This is a genomic window from Ruegeria sp. CDSC079, assembly GCF_059610505.1.
In genome coordinates, this window is the sequence record NZ_JBXWNT010000002.1 from 69,452 (window position 1) to 88,936 (window position 19,485).

Here is a 19,485-nt window from a genome sequence, read left to right on the forward strand (position 1 = left end):
GAGAGTCCAAAGCGGCCTTTATCTATCTACGTATATATCGGAGAATTGGGTTTTCTGGCCCGATCACTCGAAATCACCATTTTGGGTCATCAAAAGCCAACTTCGCGCATGTCAATTCCGGCTGGGTGTTGGAAAATGGGACCGAGAAATGTAATCTCTGCTCATCTCCATTGATTGGAGATGAAGTGGCCTGCACGCCGCTAGACCGTTCAGAAGGACGTCGAACGCGATCGTTCGAAATTTGACGGTTTTGAATAAGATGTTCATTTTCAAATGCTTGGGGGGGGGACGCATGAGCTATTTCGACCTTGGGACCTATTCACGGCCCGGCGCATCCGCATCAAATGAAGCGCAAACGTGGTTCGACCGCGGTCTGAACTGGACCTTTGGCTTCAACCACGAAGAGGCGGCGGATTGTTTTCGCAAGGCGATTGCAGCGGATCGCGCCTGTGCGTGGGCCTATTGGGGGTTGGCCTTTGCGATTGGTCCAAACTACAACAAAGAGTGGGATTTTTTCGAGCTTGAGGAGCGGATCTCGGTCCTGAAAGAAGCGCACGAAGCCCTGTCGACGGCCAAGGCGCAAGCAGGCATCAACACAGTCGCCGCGGCGATGATCGAGGCGCTCACGGCGCGGTATCCGACCGACCCGGAAGTCGAGGATTTCGGTCCGTGGAACGACGCATTCGCTGATGCGATGCGCCCGATCTACGCGGCCCACCCGAACGACCTTGAGGTGGCGACAGTGTTTGCTGAGGCGCTCATGAATCGCACCCCCTGGGGGCTTTGGGACATTGAGAAAAATCAACCTTCAGACGGCGCATCGACAGAAGAGGCGCGAAACGTTCTCGAAACCGCATTCTCAAACAACGCTGGCGCTTGGGACCATCCGGGGTTGTTGCACCTCTATATCCACCTAATGGAGATGTCGCCCTGGCCCGAGCTGGCCCTGTCGCATGGGGATCGCCTGCTGGATCTTGTGCCGGATTCCGGGCATCTGGTGCATATGGGGACGCACATCGACGTGCTGTGTGGTGACTACCAGAATGTCATTTGGCGAAATCACCGGGCCGCGGAAGTTGACGAAGCATATGAAGCCTACGCGGGAGCCCAGAATTTCTATACTGTCTACCGTTTGCATAACATCCACTTTGAGGCCTACGGCGCGATGTTCATGGGGCGAAAGTCGCAGGCGCTTGCCGCTGCAACGCGGCTGCAGGAAGTCCTGCCGCGCGAAACGGTCGCGTACCTTCCCGTATTGTTTGAGGCCTTCTGGGGTATGCGTATTCACGTGTTGGTGCGGTTCGGCATGTGGCAGGCGCTGTTGGATGAGACGCTTCCTGAAGATCAGGCGCTCTTTTGCTTCACTACCGCGCTGACCCTTTACGGGCGCACCGTCGCCCTAGCCAACCTGGGGCGCATCGACGAGGCCCGCGCGGCATTTGCGGAATTCCGTGCTGCACAGGATAAGGTCGGCGAGGATCGCTTCATGTTCAACAACGAAGCCCGCGACGTCTTGAAAATTGCGGCGGCTATGGCCGAAGGCGAGTTGCTATACAAATCAGGCGAGGTTAAGAACGGCCTTCTACGTCTGGAGGCGGCCATCGCTGCGTCTGACGGGCTGGTCTACGATGAACCCTGGGGCTGGATGCAACCACCGCGGCATGCGTTGGCTGCCCTGCTGATGGATCAGGGCCGGTTCGCCGAGGCCGAGCCGATCTACCGCGCAGATCTGGGTCTAGATGATACCCTGCCACGCCCGGTTCAACACCCGCGCAACGTCTGGTCGCTCCACGGGCTGCACGAGTGCCTCGAGGCCCGCGGAGAAGAGGTTGAGCGGCGCCACGTAGCGGAGTTGCTTGACCAAGCGCTGGCTAGGGCAGAGGTCCCCATCCGAGCATCGTGTTATTGCAGAAGCGCTGCTGCAGAATAGATGCGATGGAAGTTAATTTAGTCCGACACGCTGTACAATTCACGAAGCGAACCAAAAAATGGGGTTTTGATACCGCATCAATCGACTGCTTTGCACCCAATGCAACCTACCCGCAAATGACGGCGAATGCCCATTTCATTTGGCGAACTTGACAATTTGCCCCTTTCGGCGGTCCTCCGAAACGTGGCGACTGAGGAGATGTTGGATGCCTGACAATCAGGAACAGGACACATTTGCCGCCCTCGAAAGGCGCGAATGGGCCAAGTGCGATGTGGCACAGTCCTATGCCGAGGTGTTTGCCAAGGCGGCGGACATGGTTGTCCCACACCTGGTCGCTGCGGTTTGTGCTGGACCGGACACTCGTGTGCTCGATTTGTGCTGCGGACATGGCAATGTATCCGCAGGCCTTTTCAACACAGGTGCTCGCGTAACGGGCCTTGATTTCTCACCCGCCATGCTTGAGATGGCGCGGCTGGCGGTGCCACAGGCTCAGTTCGTTGAAGGCGATGCGATGGCCTTGAGCTTTGAAGACAATACGTTTGACGCTGTAACAATTGGCTTTGGGATGCCGCATATGCCGGACCCCCCGAAAGTGTTGGCAGAAGTTCGCCGTATTTTGCGCGACGGCGGTCGGCTGGCGTATTCGGTGTGGTGCGGGCCCGAAGTTGACACTGCACTGGGGTATGTTTTTGGCGCCATTGAGGAACACGGGTCGCCAGAGATTGCCTTGCCACCGGGTCCCGGGGCAAATGATTATGCCGATCCGACTATCGCCTTTCCCGTACTCGCCAAGGCCGGTTTTTCAGATTGCCATCAAACCTTCGTCGCGTCGAAATGGCAGGTTAGTGATCCGGGCGCACCGTTCGATTTCTTTCTTGAAGGAACGGCCCGAGGTGGCGCCCTTTTGCGCCCTCAACCTACAACGAATTCGGCCGCAATCCGAGCGGCGGTTGTGGCCAAAGTTCTGGCAAAGCACGGTACGGGTCCTGAATGGGACGTGCCAATTCCGTCTGTCGTGACCTCGGCGGTCGTTGCCTAGCCGATCGGAACGATGTGCTGAAATGCGCGTCGTCGCCATTCATCCAAGTGTCCGGATTGTCCCGCGTTTTGTCTGTTCACACGCGTGCCGCAAAAGTCGTTTCGTACCAGAGCGGCCCTCGGTGCAAGTCGCGGCATAGGTTTAAGGAGAGCCCGAAGTCTCAGTTGCCGCGCTTCGTACGAATGTCCGCTAGGTATTTCGACGAGGTGTAAGCCTTGTGATTTGGATAGCAGTTTTGTTGGCTCCATTTACGGCCGCACTTATGGAGCGGCTATTCCGAGACCTCGTGGGCGGCAAAGGCATCCGCATAGCCAGGATGCCAGCGCGACAGCGCGGGCCGGTTATGGATAATATCACCCAAGGCCCATTCGACGCGTTTCCTGTCGCGGGCTTCTGAGACATCGTTGTCGGGGCAGAGAATATAGAAATCTCCGTTCGACATGCGCTGCAGCAGATAGTCGATCGCCTCGTCGCTTGACCATGCCGCCGCGGGCTTTTCGGGCATGAGCTTCTGGATCATGCCCGTGTAGGTAAAGCCGGGCACAAACAAATGGGCGCTGATCTCGGCACCCGCCTCGCGCAGCTCGTGGGCCAGCATCTCGGTCATGACCTTCACAGCGGCCTTGCTGGTGTTATAGGCGGCGTTTCCGGGCGGCGTGGTGATCCCCTGTTTCGAGCCTGTGTTGATGACCACGGCAGGGCGCGCTGTGGCGATCATCCGCGGCAGGAAGGCGTGCACTCCGTTCATGACGCCAAACAGATTGACCTCTATCAGTTTCCGCCAGTTCTCGCTGTTTTCCCAACTGCCGGTCGGCAACGCAATCCCGGCATTATTCATCAAGACAGCCACTTCTCCGAGTTCAAAGACCTGATCGGCGAGATCCGTCATGGCTGCGGCGTTGGTCACGTCCGCGGGTATCGCCCGAACCGTCTGGGACGTATCCGCCAGTTCGATCAAATCCGGCTCGGCTTTGTCCAGCGCCTCTCCCGGAAGATCGACCAGCACAACACCCAGACCCGCCTGCAAGAACCGTTTGGCCGCAGCGAAGCCCACGCCGCTTGCCGCCCCGGTGACAACGGCCAGGCCGCCTTTATCGATTGCTTTTTGGTACATGTTGTTCCCTCTCTTGATGACGGGTCACGTCGTGTTTCAGGGCGCCATCTTTTGTTTAATGCCCCCGATAAACGCCGCATCGTCTTGTTGTTTGCGGGCATCCAGCAAAGCCTCGGCATCAGGTCCTGCGCGATACCGCAAACGGTCGCCGGTGTTGTTGGCCGCGTCCCAAATCACCTCGGCAACCGTCTCTGGCGCAGAAGGGTTCGATGCGAGTTTGCCGAACAGGCGCCCCATAGCTTCGGCCATCGGCACGTAGTCTGACAGATTTTCATCCATCGCAAAATCGAACGAGCTGCCGCCGAAATTCGTCTGGATCATGCCAGGCTGAACAATACGCACCCGTATGCCCAACGGTTCCAACTCGTAGTGCAGGGCTTCAGACAGACCTTCCACCGCAAACTTGGTGCCATGATAAAGCGCGCCCAGCGGGAAGGTGATCTGCCCACCGATGGACGAGATATTGATCACCGTGCCGGAACGGTTTTGACGAAAGTGGGGAAGCACCGCTTTGGTCACCTCCATCAAGCCGATCACGTTGGTGTCGAACTGGCGTCGGATGCGGTCCATCGTAAAGGCTTCGAGCGCGCCATAGGCCCCATAGCCTGCATTGTTCAGCAAAACCTCGATCTGTCCAAAGCGTTCGATGCCCCCTGCCACGGCCGTCGCGATTGAGTCGGCATCCGTCACGTCCAGCCGCACCAGGTGGACGTTCTCCAAATTGGCAAGATCCGAGCCGCGGGTAGGGGTCCGCATCGTGGCAACGACGTTCCATCCCCTGGCCTGAAAATACCGGGCCGTTGCCGCGCCGATACCGGACGACGCGCCGGTAATTAGAATGGTCTTCATATCTTTGATCCCCTGATGCCTTTGCGCATAATACTCAAGAATTCTGTGGGAATCTTTTTCTATTCTCCAAAAAATTAGCACATTTCTCCAGAAACGGAGTTTTTTTAAGAAATAAGGCTGCGCCCATGCTAAAGGAGGACAAACCAAGGGAGGCGGACATGGAACCCCAGGATTTGTTGGACTACGTTTCGACACTGCTTGACCAGAAAGGGATCGGCCAGGGCGTTCTTCAGCATGAAGAAAGCGGAACGGTGTTCCTGACCCATCCGACGCCAACCCAACAAGAGGCCAATGTCTACCGTCCTCTTTTGTGTGCGGTGCTGCAGGGCGCAAAGGAGGTTGGCACCAGCACGAGAATCCTGACAGTTGGGGCTGGGCAATCACTGATCGTCAGCAATGCCTTGCCCGTGGTCTCGCAGGTCACCAACGCAACGCCCGAGCATCCCTATGTCGCACTCGTATTCCCTTTGGATCTGGATGTGATGCGCGCCTTGGCGTCGTCGCTGCCACCGTCATCTGGTGCCCGTGTATCGGACCCGTTTTCGATTTGCCTCGCAGATACGGATGATGCGTTACAGGACGCGCTGTTGCGCTATTTCCAACAGTGCGAAACCGATGAGACACGGTGCATGCTCGCCCCCATAACAGCGCGGGAAATCCATGCCCGCCTGTTGATTGGCAAGCATGGCGGCACGCTTCAGAAACTGGTGTGGCATGAAAACGTGGCCAGCAGAATCTTTGCAGCGACACACGAAATCCGCTCTGATCTGGGTCGGTCACTGAGTGTTCCCGAGCTTGCCGGGCGTGTTGGTATGAGCAACTCGGCCTTTTTTGAGCAGTTCAAGGCGGTCACTGGAACGTCTCCCTTGCAATACCAAAAGGACCTGCGGTTGATGCAGGCCCGCAACGAGCTGCGCACAACCGGGTCGAAAGTGTCCGAGATTGCCTATGGCGTCGGATACGAAAGCTCGGCCCAGTTTTCGCGGGAATATGCACGCAAATTCGGATGCTCCCCAAGACACGATCGAGTTTCTATGGCCGTCCAATAAGGCAAAAAGTAACAAATTCAAACGTCACAGCTCTATTACGGATAAGAGCCTTTCAGCCCGGCCAATTTCCGAAAGCAGCCGTAGGCGCATTCGCAGCGAAAGCGGGCTTTGTCCTGCAATGTGTGAGTTCGAGTAGCGCCAAAATTTGCACTTGCAGCAACTGATCGGAATGCGGGCTGCGACCGCAGAATGCCAGCAGGGTGCCGAATGTCTCTTATGGGCCGCTCAGTGCTTTTGGCTGCGTGCGCGGTAAAATTGCCCAATAACCAGTTCTTCACATCAGAGCTGTGCGGCATATTGCACTTGGCACCGTGCGGAAGGAGTGCGGTGTCCATTGCTGTTAATGCCTCCGAGCGGCGATGCCCTAGGTGGCACCTGATTGACATTTTGGGTATTTTGGAGCAAAATAAAAGCATATTTAAGCAGCATTAACACTATTCCAAATTTGCAAATCACACTTGGTCGAGATTGGTGTAAAGCGTCCTATTTGGCGCAATTCCCAAGAGAAATTGACAGAAGTTCATTTTTAAAACGGAGGCTTACTTTAGCTATGTCCAGTCTTATTCAATCTGTTTTCGGTCGTGTCACCCAACAGGAAAACGGTCAGCCCGTACACGGTATATTGGTCAAGATTCAAGCGGTATTTGGGGATGGCTGGCGCAAGCGAGATGGCTGTAAAATCGATCTTGGATGCGTCCTGACGGCCGCCGATGGCCGATTTGTGCTCATAGTGGATTCGTCGAAAATACCCGAAGACTGTCGATGTGCAGGTCCGATGGAATTGCGGATAAAGCTGCGCGACCGCGATGGCGTGCGCATCCATAAAGCCCGGCTCAAGATTGAGGATTGTTCCTGCACCGACGATATTAAAATCGACGTCGCCATCCCAGCAAAGAAGCTGGCGTGTCACCTGAGGCGCCCGTTAAGCTGGGCTGCACCGGATAAGCCGTTTTTGCCAGAAAGCGTTCTCGATGACATTGAGGAAGCGCTTGAGCTTGCGGATGCTGATCGGTTGCTGCGCAAGCGCACTCACTTCTTTGAGTGCATCCGCCCGACGCTTGCGATTTTTGACAACTCGCTTAGTGATGCCTGGAGTGTTCTGAACGGAGACGTCGCTGCCAAGGGGCGCTATGTGGATGTACTCAATGCTCTTTGTGCCACGTCGCCAACAGGCTGTGGCTGTGGCGGCGCATCCGGGGATGATGCAGGCGGTATCTTGCAGGACATTTTTTCCGACGACTGTAATGATGACAGCTGTAAGCCCATCAAATCCAAACCCAACCCGGTGTGCTGTTCCGACCATGTCTGCCCGACCGGTAAGTCCCTGATCGCTGACAAAGACATGAGCTTGATGGTCTTTGCGGCCATGCATGTATCCTGTGGTCACAGACCAACAATGATCAAATACGTCGGCGCGCTGCTTGAACAACGTTGCCGGTTCCAGGTGTTGACCGCGCTTCATGAAGCAGCTGTCAACCTGATCTGCAAGAAGCCGCACGCAGGGCGTCATTTTAAGGATCTGCTCGAATATGTGATGTGCATCTGCACCGGTCAAACCCCTTGTGGACAAATGCCTTGCTGTCAAACTTGTGTCCGCCAGCCCATCCTGGATTGCATCACGGATGCCTATAGAAACTGGTGCAGTATCGAATGCTACACCGTGACCAAGATCAACCCAGAGCGTGCCTGCCCCGGTGACACGGTTGCGATCTGCGGGTGCGGGTTTGGCGATATTGCGGGGCAAGTGCAGTTCACCCAGCATGGCACGATGAACCCCGGTCCGATCGCTGTGCCGACCTCGTGGTCAGACGAACGCATCTGCGTGATCGTCCCGTCCAGTGCAGGATGTGGTTTGGCGATCATTCCTCCGACCCAAACGATCAGCGTCTGCGATCGTTTCCTGGACTATCGAAAAAGCGGCACGATGTTGGCTGAGTTCGAAGGCACAAGCGCTGACATTCTCAAGTTTATCGTCAAAGGGCATCAGAACGACGACTGCCTGTTACCCGGCGAGGTTCTGAAAATCCGCTGGAAGGTCTGCGCCGCTGACTCAGTGACTGTGCGCATCGTCAATACAGACACCGGCGCTGCCATTGCGCAGATTTCACCGGCCCCCGATCTGGGACGCTGGGACTTCGATCAGACTGACTTCGACCAAACGACCCGAGTGCGGGTCGAAATCGTCGTGACCGGTAAATGTAAACCTCCTACAGTAAGTCAGGGCTTAGACCTCGTTTTCCAGAACCCGCCGGATCTATCCATCGACGGGGTCGAGGTAACGCAGGCGATACAGTATTTCCGAGCCAACCAGCATCTGACTGATCCAGCTGACCGCGGCCCGGACAACTCCCTTCAACTTGTTGCCAATAAATCGGCCTGGGTGCGGACATATCTGCGCAGTGGGCAGGATCCGAATTTCGATAATGGGCAGCTCGGCAATGTCAGTGGCACACTTCAAGTGGAACGCCGGGTTGGTGGGATCTGGTCCACGGTGGCCAATATCGTTCCGACCAATGCCCCGGTGACAGCGCAGGACAGTTTCTCGAGCTACGACGCAGAGAGACGCGACATTGATGCGACGCTGAACTTCATTATCCCTGCCAACGTGATGACCGGGCTCTTGCGCCTTTCTATCACTGTCTCGTCGCCAGACGATTGCTATGGAGGCAGCGGCACGGCCCAACAGCTTGTTGATGTCGATCTTGAGCAAGAGTTGCGCGTTGCAGCCGTCACAATTGGCTATAACGGTCCACCGATGGGCGGCGGCGCCAATATTACCTTGCCTGCCCCTAACGCAGCGCAAGTTGCCGCTGATACCAGCTTTGCCCTTCGGGTTTTCCCGGTAGGCAGTACGCCCAACGTGCGGATCATCGACAGTCAGACAACAACACAAGGTCTGACAAACAACAATTTCCCAGCGGGGGGGTGCGATCCCAACTGGACGCCGATCCTGAATTTCGTGGCTAACGCGCGCACGAATGACGGTAATCAGGGCGATTGGCTTTACTATGGACTGGTCAATGCGGCGATCCCGCGCTCGCATGGCAACACAGGATGCGCCAGCGGCGGCAACGGCGCTGGCTTGTCCGGTAGCCCGGTCACGTTAGCGCATGAGTTGGGCCATCAGGCGGGTTTACCACATGCCCCATGTGGCACGGTCGGCACGCCGAACGCGAGCTACCCGCTTTACGAGCCTTACGATACCGGCATGACAACGACCGATAGCAATGGCAACACTGTCTATTCGGATGCGAGCATCGGCGAATACGGGCTCGACACAAATGACGGGACAATACACCGGCCGGCCAACAGTGAGGATCTGATGGGTTATTGCGGCCCCCGGTGGGTCTCGATCTTTACGCATAACTATATGCTGAACCGCGCCGAATTTGACCCGGTGGTGCTGGCAACGGGCGTGTCTGGCGGCAATTCGGTGGGGGCAGGCGCCATGGAAGTCGATCGGCAAGACCAGATGCGTCCTTTCGTGACGATCGTGGGTGAGGTCGGCAAAGACATGCAGGTCTCGGTCGCAAGCCTCGTACGGGTTCCAACCCGGCCCTTGCGGATGTCTGGCGCGCGTACCGATCTAGTTTTGCAGTTGATCGGGGACAAGGACGAGGTGATCTCATCTGCGCCGGTGTTCACAATGGATAATCACGACGCCAATGGCGATGGCTGCGGTTGCGGCGGAGGCGATAAAAAGGATCCGCCTAAACCGCCGTATAGTTTCATTGCGGCAATGGGCGATGTCGGCTCTGGAATTGCAATCCGCATCTGCCAGGGGGACGCAGTCGTATGGGAGCGCAAGCGACCGACACGGCCGGTTAAATTGGCTTCGGCTGAAGCCAGCATTGGCAAGTCTGGTCTAAAGGTTTCCTGGAAAACGACCGGGGCCAAGCGTAGTTACGATCCCGATATTTGGCTGCAATGGTCTTCTGATGGTGAACGCTGGAACGGGCTCAGGGTTGGTGCGAGAGGTAACAGCGTAGAGATCGACCCCAACACCATTCCGGTCGACAAGGTTTGGATTAGGGTCCTTGCTCATGACGGTTACTTCACCGCAACGGCAGACACCAAGCAAGTTAAACTGCCACCAGCGCCACCCGAACTCGCCATTATTCACCCCTCTGAGGGGCAAGTGGTGCGCCCGGACCGACCGCTGCATCTCTGGGGTACATTCACTGGCCGCACCGAAGCAAAATCTGTTGAATGGTATCTGGACGGCAAGAAGGTCGCCAAAGATCTGGATGCTTGGATCGATGTACCCAAGCTAGGTGAGCATGTGGCGGAGCTGCGCGTCAAAGGCGCAAACCCGGTAACTGTCAAGTTTTCTACAGGAGCGCGCTAGATGGCTGGCTTCTATGTGCTGAAAGGGAACTCGATCCAATGCTAGCATCCAGGGCTAACGCCTGAGATCTGGCAAGTGTTAGCCCACAACGCACCCTTCAGGTAGCAGCCGCCGCCGTTTAGAGATCAGATTAGATGTCGTTCGCCATTCCCTGGTGCGGTTTGTTTGCGCGACGGGTGAAAAACCAATGCTTTGCCCATTCGGCACAAAGGCCACGTTTATCAAGAAGCGCCCTTATATACTTGGATTAGTAGTTGGCGGTACTGGTTCTCAATAGACTTAATTATTCTGTCACTGGAGAAAACAATATTTTTGACCAGCCCAAAATTGACAGGAGCATCCGGTGACGATCTCATTCAAGGGCTCGCATTTCCCAAAAGATGTGATCTTGCACGAGGTGTTTTCCTATCTGCGCTACTCAGTGTCGTATCGGGATCTGGAAGAAATCCTGGCTGAGCGCAGAGTTAAGGTTGATCACGCGACGCTGAACCGTTGGATCGTCAAATATGCGCCATTGATTGCCGACAAGGCACGTCGCCAGAAGCGAAACTGCGTCCGCCTCTGCAACGCTCGATGGGATTGAAGTTGCGCAGATGATCAGAAAGGGTCAGTTCGGAGTCGGAATCTGCCCGTTCAAGCAGTTTGCGAACCAAACCGCTTGAACTTAGTAAATTCCAATCAGCCCTCACACTTCAGAGAATTTTGCGACAAAGCCGCTAAGATCATACCGAACTTGCGAATTCGGACCAACGGTGGCTCTTCCCGCAATATGCGGTCGGAAGGGCAGAGTAGATGAACGGCAGATTCCTTTCGCGAGCTGTTAGTTCGTAGACCTGCCGATTTTGTGGCTGCGGCGAATGTCTCCTTTGATGAGCTGCAGCGCAGTGGTGGGACAAATCTGCCAATGGCAGGTTCGGGCCGCCCGTTCATTTGCACACAGCGTCTGGAAAAATCGCAAAGGTCAGCTACAGTAGTCAATGTTCAAGCGCCCGCTTCAACACAATCCTTTGCTGCTACCTAACAGTTGCGTGAGATTTCGGGATAGGTCTAAAAAAGTTGTGCCCTCCTAGCAATCTCAATTCAATACTGAAGAATATGAGTAATTTGGCGGAGATTTAAGTGCGACTTAGCGTGGGCATCGCTGTGTCAATTCTGGTGGCTGTGTCTATCGGAGTGTCGACCTTTATTGTCCATTCCCTATGGTGGACGACTGCGCGCGACAATAGCCGCATGCTTGCAGCTGAAATCAACGGCCAGATCGCGAACACTGTCCGCATCGAGGTGGGGGTGACGCTTAGGTCGGCCGAAGCCGCCTGGGCAGCCGTTCGCACGATCTTTGTCCAGAACGTCATCGCGACGCGACAGGCCGACAAGCGCGAGTTTGTTTTTCTGTCGCAACTGCAGGCGCAGCCGAATATCTCATGGATGTTCTTTGGCTGGCCCGATGGCAATTTTTTCGCGTCGCACCGTTTAGGTGACGGCGGGCTTGAGATGATTGAAATCGACAAGGGAATCCGCGATCGAATGCTGCGGAGGGATCGCTACATCTTTATCCCGGGTGACATTCAGTTCGAGGAGCGGGCCTTTACTGAAACATCCTATGATCCGCGCGAACACGCCTGGTTTGAAAACTTCATGGGGCTCAGCTCTGCGGGGTGGATCGAAACGCGCGACCTTCCGGATAGTAAAAAAACCGTTTACGCCTTTGCTGGTCCGATAGACGTCAACCGAACGCGGCAAGGTGTTCTGGCTGTTGCAATCGAAACGGATCGTTTGTCACGTTTTCTCGCCACGCTTGCGCCCGGCGAATTCGGCGCGGCATTTATTCTGAACGCTGACGGCAAAGTTATTGCGGTACCTGATGCAGAAGCGGATGAGATTACCCCGGCGCGAATGGGCGAAGGGAAGCTTTATGAAGTTGCCATGATCTCAGGCGAAAGGTTGTTGGCAGACCCCCAGGCGAATGCCCAGGGCACGTTGACGAAACGTGTCGTCATCGACGGCGTGCCTTATGCGGTGGCGCTGACGCCACTGGGGTTTTACGGCTGGCGCGTTGCCACGGTCATACCCGAAGCGGCGTTTCTGTCGAGCATCGATGAAGCGCTGATAAACTTGATATACGTTTTGATCGGTGTGGTAGTCGTCGCAACCGGGCTGGCGATCTGGCTGATCCGAAGCATTGTCGCAAATCCGTTGGCACGCATCGCCGAAGATCTTGGCAAAATCGAACGCTTTGACGTCGAACGCATTGAGCGCAGACCCTCCAGACTGTCTGAGCTTGCCAATCTTTCTGCGGCAACCGCGAGCATGGCCGCTGGTTTGTCCGCTTTCCGAAAATACGTGCCCACCGATCTCGTGCGTATGCTGGTTGCTGAGGGCATCAAGATACAGCCGGGCGGAGAAATGAAACAGATCTCTGTGTTGTTTTGCGATGTAGCGGGTTTCACAGGGCTGTCCGAAAAACTTGGCCCAAATATTGTCCAGCTGATGGAGCCCTTCTTCAGCGCAGCTTCAGCGGCCATTACTCAAAACGGTGGGACGATCGACAAGTTCATAGGCGATGCCGTGATGGCGTTTTGGGGGGCGCCGCGTAAAGATGCTGATCACGCTGAAAATGCTTGCCGCGCAGCGCTGGACCTTGTCGCTGCCGTGGGCGCGTCCGGAATTGAAGATGAGGCCGGCAACCCCCTACGCGTCAGGATCGGGGTGAACAGCGGCGAGGCTCTGGTCGGAAATATCGGATCAGAGCAGCGGTTGAACTACACCGCGATTGGTGATGTCGTGAACGTTGCCAGTCGGTTGGAAGGGGCCAACAAAGACTATGGAACGCTGATCCTGGTCGGGCCGGAAACGAGGCGACAGGCCGCTGACGCAATCGTGGTCCGTGAGTTGGACACGCTTACCGTGTTTGGACGTGTTGAAGAGCTGGTGGTCTACGAACTGATCGCAATGGCGGATGGGCGTGTTGGATCATTTGCCTGGATAGAGGCTTATGAACAGGGCCTTGCACATTATCGGACAGGGCGGTTTGAAGAGGCCGTTGCCGCATTCGCGGCCGCAGACCAGGCGCGAAACGGAGACCCCGCCTCAGTCGCCATGATGGCCCGCGCCCAAGACCTGTTAGACAGGCCGCCAAAGGAAGGCTGGCGTGCGGTTACTAGCACCACCAAGAACCAGTAGGTAACTTCCGTTTAAGTTAAGGGGGCTTCGGGAAAGTCCGACAAGTCTCGCGTTGTGTGAGCTCAGCGCGCCAAGGACTTCGCTCTCGCAGCGAATGACTGCAAAGCGGGCTGCGACCGCAGCATCACCACCCAGTAGCCAATGTCCGGTTTGGGCCGTCTAGGAAAAAGACCCTGTGGCTCTAAATTTCAAAAGCTTCCGCGATGGCCAATGTGTTCTCCAACTCTAGGCCAGGATACCGTACCGTCCTATCCATTTTTGTATGTCCAGGCAGAAGTCGCTTATTGCGCAGATTGTCAATGTTTCTGCAGATCTGAGTAACCTTGGTTCACCTCTTAGAATGCGTTCCCTTGGTGCTCGCCTCAAGGTCTATGGGCTTCACCCATTCCCGGACAATCCGCAAATACTGGCGGGTCGAGACGAGCGGGCGCTCATGAATAGCGGAAATTAACATGCCCGTCGTTTGCTAATGTCACTAATACTCTTAAGGTGAATGGAGCCTTAGGAGGCCTTAATGAAAAACCTAATTTTGATCTCGGTCTTGGCCGCTACTAGTACTGCGACCAGTGCCGAGGAGCAACGCATCGAGCTTAATAATTTCTATCCGCTTTCTCAGGAAGACTTTGACCTTGGTGATCATATTTTTCACATCGCCGACAACAAAGGAGGATTTGAAGTTATCGAAGGTCCTGTTGACGGCGGGCTTGCTCGATGCCTTGGATCGGGGTTCGGTTACCAAGATGGGACCAACTCAATCTCCGGAATATGCATTTTTGGTGAGGGCGAAGACACTTTCACGATGCGTTGGAAAGCAGGTGAAAAAGGCGCGGCAAACTCTTGGGAAATTATCGTCGGAACTGGGCGCTATGATGGGATGACTGGCGAGGGCATAGCCACGACGGACATTGTGTCGATGTACCAAGCACTACCTTTGAGGCGAACCCACATAGTAGGAACCGTGGAAATCCCTGAGTGAAATGTTGTCCCTGAGTTTATGACGGGTAGGGCCGTTGGATTGATCGTGGGAAGCAGGGCATGGGAAAACGTTACTGTTGCTCCAATGTTCGGTAGGTGATGGCGTCAGACATCATACACATCACAGAGAGCAGCATTTCGCGGTTGCCGACGCAATGTAAGCCGTCCCAACAAAGCGCTCTTACTTCGAGGCCTTGAGTTGTTCGTCCAGATCAGAGAACGATGCGGCCCAGAATTCTGCCAGGAACGCTGAAACCTCCTGTTCTGAGATTTCCGACCTATTGCCTTCGGCATCCGTCGCTTGACCCATTGTGTATCGCAAGTCGGTGCCAGAGTTCGTTTGCGTCAGCTGATATGTCTCGGGCAAGCTCACCCCGGTGCGCGCCGGATCCTGGATGCAGGTCGAGAAATAGTCGAACGGTTCCCAATCAGTGATGCGATAGAAAAAGTCCGCCAATTCGTGAGAGCAATGATATTCCGACCCGTTGCTGAGGCGCCCTTGCGGGCTGTCGACGGTGATATCCTGAACACGGTTCATCCATTTCAGCTTTAGTTCAGGCGCGACCAACGCCTCCCAGACGACTGCAATTGGAGCATCGAAATGATGGCTGAAGGTCCAAACTCCGTCTTCCTTGGTCAAAAAATGGCGCTCGCGGTTGGCACGCAAACGTTCCCAAGATTTAGCCAAATCGTAGACCTTCATCGAAACCTCGCCAAAATGTTCGATGTCCTGTGAAAACGGTTCCACTATGCCTTTGATATCCATGGCGTTTGCAGCGGCCTCGCTGAACAGCGCGTAACTGCGCACACCGGTGGCTTCTACAACGTTCGTCTTGGCCATTCGGTGGACCAGAATAACGTCGGTGCCGGAAAAGTCCGTTACCGGGCCAAGTTGCATTTCTTCGAACTGGCCATGGTGGGCGATAACCTTCAAATCCAGACCTCCGACATTGGCACACGCGTTGCAGGTACAGGTTGTGTTGGCAATCATGTCCTGCCGACGAAGAGCAAATGCGTTGTAGAGATTTTCGCAGATGGTCAGGAAGGTCTCGCCGGAGGGGAAATCCTGCCGCGTCGAATATGCCAGAACGGCATCGCCTTCGGTTTTCCAGAAATGGAGCGGATCACCCACCTGTTCGATCAGTACGCCCAGCAAGGATTGCAAAATCGGATTAGCGTGATCCATTTCCGAAGTGGTCAGAAACTGTGTGTATCCGGAAATGTCGGCAATCAACAGATATCCAGTTTGTGTTGACATGGCACGCTCCTCAAAAGAGTGTTTGGCGCGACTATTTTAGTTCACAAAGGGTTCAAAACCACTTTGGGTCCAAATGCGCCATAAACGGTCATCATGGTGTGTAGGCCGGAGCTCAGACGCAAAGTTGCCGGTGAGAGCCCGAAGTGGTTACCAAGTTCCGCAAAACAGCCCCTAAATGGCACCGCCGCTATAGCGACGTCACTACGCCCATCCGAGTTGTTTTAGAGAGTGCCCATCATTCCAGATTTTGGTCATTCGGGCGATCTTATCACCTTCAAATTCCATAACGTAGGCATAGTTGGTTGCGATTTCTTTGCCGGTGGCAGGAACTGGTCCACCTTCACCGGTTTGTTTGCCGCTGAATACTGCTGTGGCCGTTACGATGTTGCGTTCGTGATCAGTCGAGAATGAGGTGATGTCGTAACTGCCATCTGGGATTGGGGTCAAAATTCCGGCGGTCCAAGCTGTATAGCCTTCGATTGTCGAGATATCGGCCAATGCGTCGGCTTCACATGTAAAAGCGGCACCGTCCTGACAGTATGACTTGCAGACGTTCCAGCCTTTGCCTGTTTCGCATGCATCAAAGAAGGCCATAGCCGTTTCGGAAATACTCATCGTGTTTCTCCTATCCCTGTTTTACTAACGTCCAGCGCGTAGTCGCCTTCAACTCCATCTGGATGGGATAGTTTTAGAACATTTATTTTAAAAAATCAATTTTAAAATAAATAGGGGATGAAATTCACTCGCGAATTTCCCTCATGATCAAGTCGTAAAAGTTTGGTATCACGCGCTTTTTTTCGTCGTGCCGCCCATACAAGACGGTCCCGTGAACGCAAAAAACCACAAAGCTCGCAAGCTGCGCCGTGTCCTTCTCCGCCCCGATATCTCCATCCGCCTGGGCATTACGAAGAGCGGTTTCAACCAATGACTCGACTTCTGCGCAGAACGCGCCCACTTGCTTTGCGGCCTCAGGACTTATCACATGCTTTTGTGCAAGGTGGTTCATCATCAGGCAGCCCTTGTATTCCGACTTGGCGGCCCCCACAAAAACGTTTCGGAGAAACATTTCGACGCCCTCTAAGTTAGGGTTGTCGATCAAAATACGATAGCGCGGCCCGATAACATGATCGCGGTAATGATCCAAAGCTGCTGAGAACAATCCTTCCTTGTCTCCAAACTCCTTGTACATGCTGGCCGTGTTCAGCCCGGTTTCGCGGACAACGTCACTTATCGATGCAGCTTTGTAGCCGTTTTGCCAAAAAACACCCATGGCTTTTTCAACTACAGCTTCGCGTGAATATGATCGTGGTCTACCCATCGGAGCATATTAAAATGATCATTTAAAAATCGCAACAGGTACCGTCTGAGCAAGATCAGGAAAAACCGTTACGCAGGGTAGAATCTTCGTGAACTACCACGTTTTGCATGGTGTGCTCTTAAATTCCAACTCGCAGGCAAGTAGTTGATTTGTCATTGCTCCGTGTAGCGGGAATGCTCCCGCGTTTTCTAAAATTGACGTCAGGATTGACAGCCATTCTTATTGTTCAAACCAACCGCAGTAAATGGGCTGCTCAATTTTCGCATTCCAGCGCGGCCTTCAATGACCAGTTCGATGAAATTCGCTGAGAGGCAAAGTTCCGATGGTCGAACGAGCCTGCCTTGACCTAGACCATTTGCACGAGCAATGCTGCATGATTTACAGCCTGGTCGCGTATCCCCGAAAATGTGAATCTTGACGCGTTTAGGTTTCTCTGTAACGAGCGTCGGCTCACTCCCATTTCATCTGTCATGCATTGGACCGTTGCCCTACCGTCTCGTGCCAAATCGAGCTTTGGTTCGGGACTGAATGGACCACTCGTGGCGCGCAGATGTTCGCGTAATCTCCAACGTGGAAATTCGACCTATTTGAGTGCAAGGTAATTTAGGGCTGCATTTGGAGGAATACGTTTTGATGGAATCGAATTCTGACTCTGGGACTTCCCCAGAATACTCCAAAGCGGTGGAGAAATTTGATCTGGACGTCGCGAAGTCTGTCTTTTTCGGTAATTTCAGCGACGGGATCAATGCATGCGTAGAATGTTGTGATGTCCATTTGCAGGGCAATCCCCTGGCTTTGAACTGGATTGCATTGGACGGGCACTATGAGACCCGCGACTTTAGACAGTTGCGCGATGAAGCTGCACGCTTCGCCAACTTGCTGAAAGAACAAGGTATCCAACCCGGTGACATCGTGGCGGGTCTGTTTCCGCGCACCCCGGATCTTGTGACGGTTGTTCTTGGCGCCCTCCGAGCTGGCGCTGCCTATCAACCTTTGTTTACAGCCTTTGGGCCCAAGGCCATTCAGGACCGTTTGACCATGAGCGGCGCGAAGATGGTTGTGACTGACGCCGCGAACCGCAAAAAGCTCAACGAAGTGGAAGGTTGCCCGCCTGTCGCGATGATTGCTGACACGCGACAAGAGGTTGTTGGGGGAGACATTGATTTCCGCCGGGCAATGGCCTCGCAATCGCCTGAGTTCGTCCCGGTATTGCGGAACGGCGATGACCTGATGTTCATGATGGCGACATCTGGAACTACAGGTCCCGCAAAAGGAGTTCCCGTGCCCCTAAAAGCTCTGCCTGCCTTTAGATCTTACATGATCGAAGGGATCGGTCTGCGGCATGAGGATGTTTTCTGGAACATTGCCGATCCGGGCTGGGCCTATGGTCTATACTATGCGTTGATCGGCCCGCTACTATTGGGTCATGCAACCACTCTGGTCGAGGGGCCATTCACAGTGGACAGTACATATGACGTGATTTCGAGATTGAATGTGACTAACTTTGCAGGCGCGCCCACTGCGTTTCGACTAATCATCGCCGCCGGAACCGAGCGCGCGTCACAGCTGCGCGATCAGATCCGGTGCATCAGCAGCGCAGGCGAGCCGCTAAACCCCGAAGTCATCCGCTGGTTCGAGACCGAACTGAATGCGCCGATCAAAGATCACTATGGGCAGACCGAAACGGGTATGCTGGTGAATAATCATCACGGGCTCGAACATCCGGTCCGTCCGGGATCGGCCGGCTATGTTATGCCGGGATACAGGGTCGAGGTTCTGGCCGAGGATGGCAGCATCGCTGATTTCAATGAGCCTGGTCAATTGGCCGTCAACACCGAGGATTCACCTCTCTTGTTCTTTAGCGGCTACCTGAACAAGGGCAACAAATCGATCGAGAACGGATACTATCTTACCGGGGACACGGTGGAGCGGGACGAACACGGATGTATTACTTTCGTAGGGCGGAACGACGACGTTATCACCTCTTCGAGTTACCGCATCGGACCGTTTGACGTTGAAAGCGCTCTGATTGAACACCCTTCTGTGACGGAGGCGGCAGTCGTAGGCGTGCCGGACAAGGAACGGACCGAAATAGTGAAAGCGGTGGTCGTACTGGCGGAAGGCACAGAAGGTAATGAGGAGTTAGCTGCAGAGCTGAAGGATTATGTAAAACAGCGCCTTTCTGCACACGCCTATCCTCGGCTTATCGAATTCGTTGAAGAACTGCCAAAGACACCCAGCGGCAAAATTCAAAGGTTCCTGCTTCGAGAAGCGAGTGTCGGCGCCACTTGATCTAGCCTCTCGAAGGCAAGCTTCGTCGTTCAACTACATGGCAATTCTGCTGGACAGCAACCGGCAGCTTCGTCCCGCGTTCTGTGAGTTCGCTTGTGTTGAGATATTGCTGTCGTAGCGAATGACCGCAAAG

General features: G+C 54.7%; 12 protein-coding genes and 1 pseudogene. 8 read left to right on the forward strand and 5 right to left on the reverse strand.

The annotated features are described in order from the left end of the window. Positions 1 to 292: 292 nt before the first annotated feature. Positions 293 to 1,930, forward strand: coding sequence for a hypothetical protein (locus tag AC2FIC_RS03665; protein ID WP_496691948.1), 1,638 nt, complete (start codon positions 293 to 295; stop codon positions 1,928 to 1,930). A gap of 205 nt (positions 1,931 to 2,135) precedes the next feature. Beyond that, entirely contained in the window at positions 2,136 to 2,969 is an 834-nt protein-coding gene (locus tag AC2FIC_RS03670; RefSeq protein ID WP_496691949.1) for a class I SAM-dependent methyltransferase, read from the forward strand. 271 nt (positions 2,970 to 3,240) lie between these two features. Here AC2FIC_RS03670 and AC2FIC_RS03675 read toward each other — a convergent pair whose 3' ends face one another. Together AC2FIC_RS03675 and AC2FIC_RS03680 are read right to left on the reverse strand one after the other, a co-directional pair. Beyond that, a complete protein-coding gene (locus tag AC2FIC_RS03675) occupies positions 3,241 to 4,083 on the reverse strand; it encodes an SDR family NAD(P)-dependent oxidoreductase (RefSeq protein WP_496691950.1) in 843 nt (280 codons plus the stop codon). Between the two features lie 36 nt (positions 4,084 to 4,119). After that, positions 4,120 to 4,932, reverse strand: coding sequence for an SDR family oxidoreductase (locus tag AC2FIC_RS03680; protein WP_496691951.1), 813 nt, complete (start codon positions 4,930 to 4,932; stop codon positions 4,120 to 4,122). Between the two features lie 158 nt (positions 4,933 to 5,090). Here AC2FIC_RS03680 and AC2FIC_RS03685 point away from each other — a divergent pair, with 158 nt between their 5' ends. From AC2FIC_RS03685 to AC2FIC_RS03705, 5 genes and pseudogenes are all read left to right on the forward strand, one after another. Continuing rightward, positions 5,091 to 5,981, forward strand: coding sequence for an AraC family transcriptional regulator (locus AC2FIC_RS03685; protein ID WP_496691952.1), 891 nt, complete (start codon positions 5,091 to 5,093; stop codon positions 5,979 to 5,981). Positions 5,982 to 6,531: 550 nt separating this feature from the next. Next, on the forward strand, positions 6,532 to 10,329 hold the full coding sequence (locus tag AC2FIC_RS03690; RefSeq protein ID WP_496691953.1) for a hypothetical protein: 3,798 nt from the start codon (positions 6,532 to 6,534) through the stop codon (positions 10,327 to 10,329). 343 nt (positions 10,330 to 10,672) lie between these two features. After that, positions 10,673 to 10,876: pseudogene (locus AC2FIC_RS03695) on the forward strand (IS6 family transposase); the annotation flags it as partial. A gap of 572 nt (positions 10,877 to 11,448) precedes the next feature. Then, positions 11,449 to 13,509 (forward strand): adenylate/guanylate cyclase domain-containing protein, encoded by a 2,061-nt coding sequence (locus AC2FIC_RS03700; RefSeq protein ID WP_496691954.1) that lies wholly within the window; start codon positions 11,449 to 11,451, stop codon positions 13,507 to 13,509. 514 nt (positions 13,510 to 14,023) lie between these two features. Continuing rightward, positions 14,024 to 14,485, forward strand: a complete 462-nt coding sequence (locus AC2FIC_RS03705; protein ID WP_282022517.1) for a hypothetical protein — start codon at positions 14,024 to 14,026, stop codon at positions 14,483 to 14,485. Positions 14,486 to 14,665: 180 nt separating this feature from the next. Here the strand turns inward: AC2FIC_RS03705 and AC2FIC_RS03710 are convergent, their stop codons facing one another. From AC2FIC_RS03710 to AC2FIC_RS03720, 3 genes are all read right to left on the reverse strand, one after another. Then, complete coding sequence (locus AC2FIC_RS03710) at positions 14,666 to 15,742, reverse strand: DUF2652 domain-containing protein (protein ID WP_496691955.1); 1,077 nt, start codon at positions 15,740 to 15,742, stop codon at positions 14,666 to 14,668. Positions 15,743 to 15,943: 201 nt separating this feature from the next. Continuing rightward, on the reverse strand, positions 15,944 to 16,357 hold the full coding sequence (locus AC2FIC_RS03715) for an ester cyclase (protein WP_496691956.1): 414 nt from the start codon (positions 16,355 to 16,357) through the stop codon (positions 15,944 to 15,946). A 124-nt stretch (positions 16,358 to 16,481) separates the two neighbouring features. Then, positions 16,482 to 17,012 carry a TetR/AcrR family transcriptional regulator gene (locus AC2FIC_RS03720; protein WP_496691957.1) on the reverse strand — a complete coding sequence of 177 codons (531 nt, stop codon included), beginning with the start codon at positions 17,010 to 17,012 and terminating at the stop codon, positions 16,482 to 16,484. An 843-nt stretch (positions 17,013 to 17,855) separates the two neighbouring features. On the opposite strand from AC2FIC_RS03720, the gene AC2FIC_RS03725 reads away from it, so the two are divergent. Next, positions 17,856 to 19,352: an AMP-binding protein gene (locus AC2FIC_RS03725; RefSeq protein ID WP_496691958.1), complete on the forward strand. Its 1,497-nt coding sequence runs from the start codon at positions 17,856 to 17,858 to the stop codon at positions 19,350 to 19,352. The last annotated feature ends 133 nt before the right edge of the window (positions 19,353 to 19,485 follow it).

Bases quoted from the DNA above. Each gene is read 5' to 3' on its own strand.
- AC2FIC_RS03665 (WP_496691948.1), top strand. From the start codon at position 293: ATGAGCTATTTCGACCTTGGGACCTATTCACGGCCCGGCGCATCCGCA.
- AC2FIC_RS03690 (WP_496691953.1), top strand. From the start codon at position 6,532: ATGTCCAGTCTTATTCAATCTGTTTTCGGTCGTGTCACCCAACAGGAA.
- AC2FIC_RS03670 (WP_496691949.1), top strand. From the start codon at position 2,136: ATGCCTGACAATCAGGAACAGGACACATTTGCCGCCCTCGAAAGGCGC.
- AC2FIC_RS03680 (WP_496691951.1), bottom strand. From the start codon at position 4,932: ATGAAGACCATTCTAATTACCGGCGCGTCGTCCGGTATCGGCGCGGCA.
- AC2FIC_RS03710 (WP_496691955.1), bottom strand. From the start codon at position 15,742: ATGTCAACACAAACTGGATATCTGTTGATTGCCGACATTTCCGGATAC.
- AC2FIC_RS03675 (WP_496691950.1), bottom strand. From the start codon at position 4,083: ATGTACCAAAAAGCAATCGATAAAGGCGGCCTGGCCGTTGTCACCGGG.
- AC2FIC_RS03685 (WP_496691952.1), top strand. From the start codon at position 5,091: ATGGAACCCCAGGATTTGTTGGACTACGTTTCGACACTGCTTGACCAG.
- AC2FIC_RS03720 (WP_496691957.1), bottom strand. From the start codon at position 17,012: ATGGGTGTTTTTTGGCAAAACGGCTACAAAGCTGCATCGATAAGTGAC.
- AC2FIC_RS03715 (WP_496691956.1), bottom strand. From the start codon at position 16,357: ATGAGTATTTCCGAAACGGCTATGGCCTTCTTTGATGCATGCGAAACA.
- AC2FIC_RS03705 (WP_282022517.1), top strand. From the start codon at position 14,024: ATGAAAAACCTAATTTTGATCTCGGTCTTGGCCGCTACTAGTACTGCG.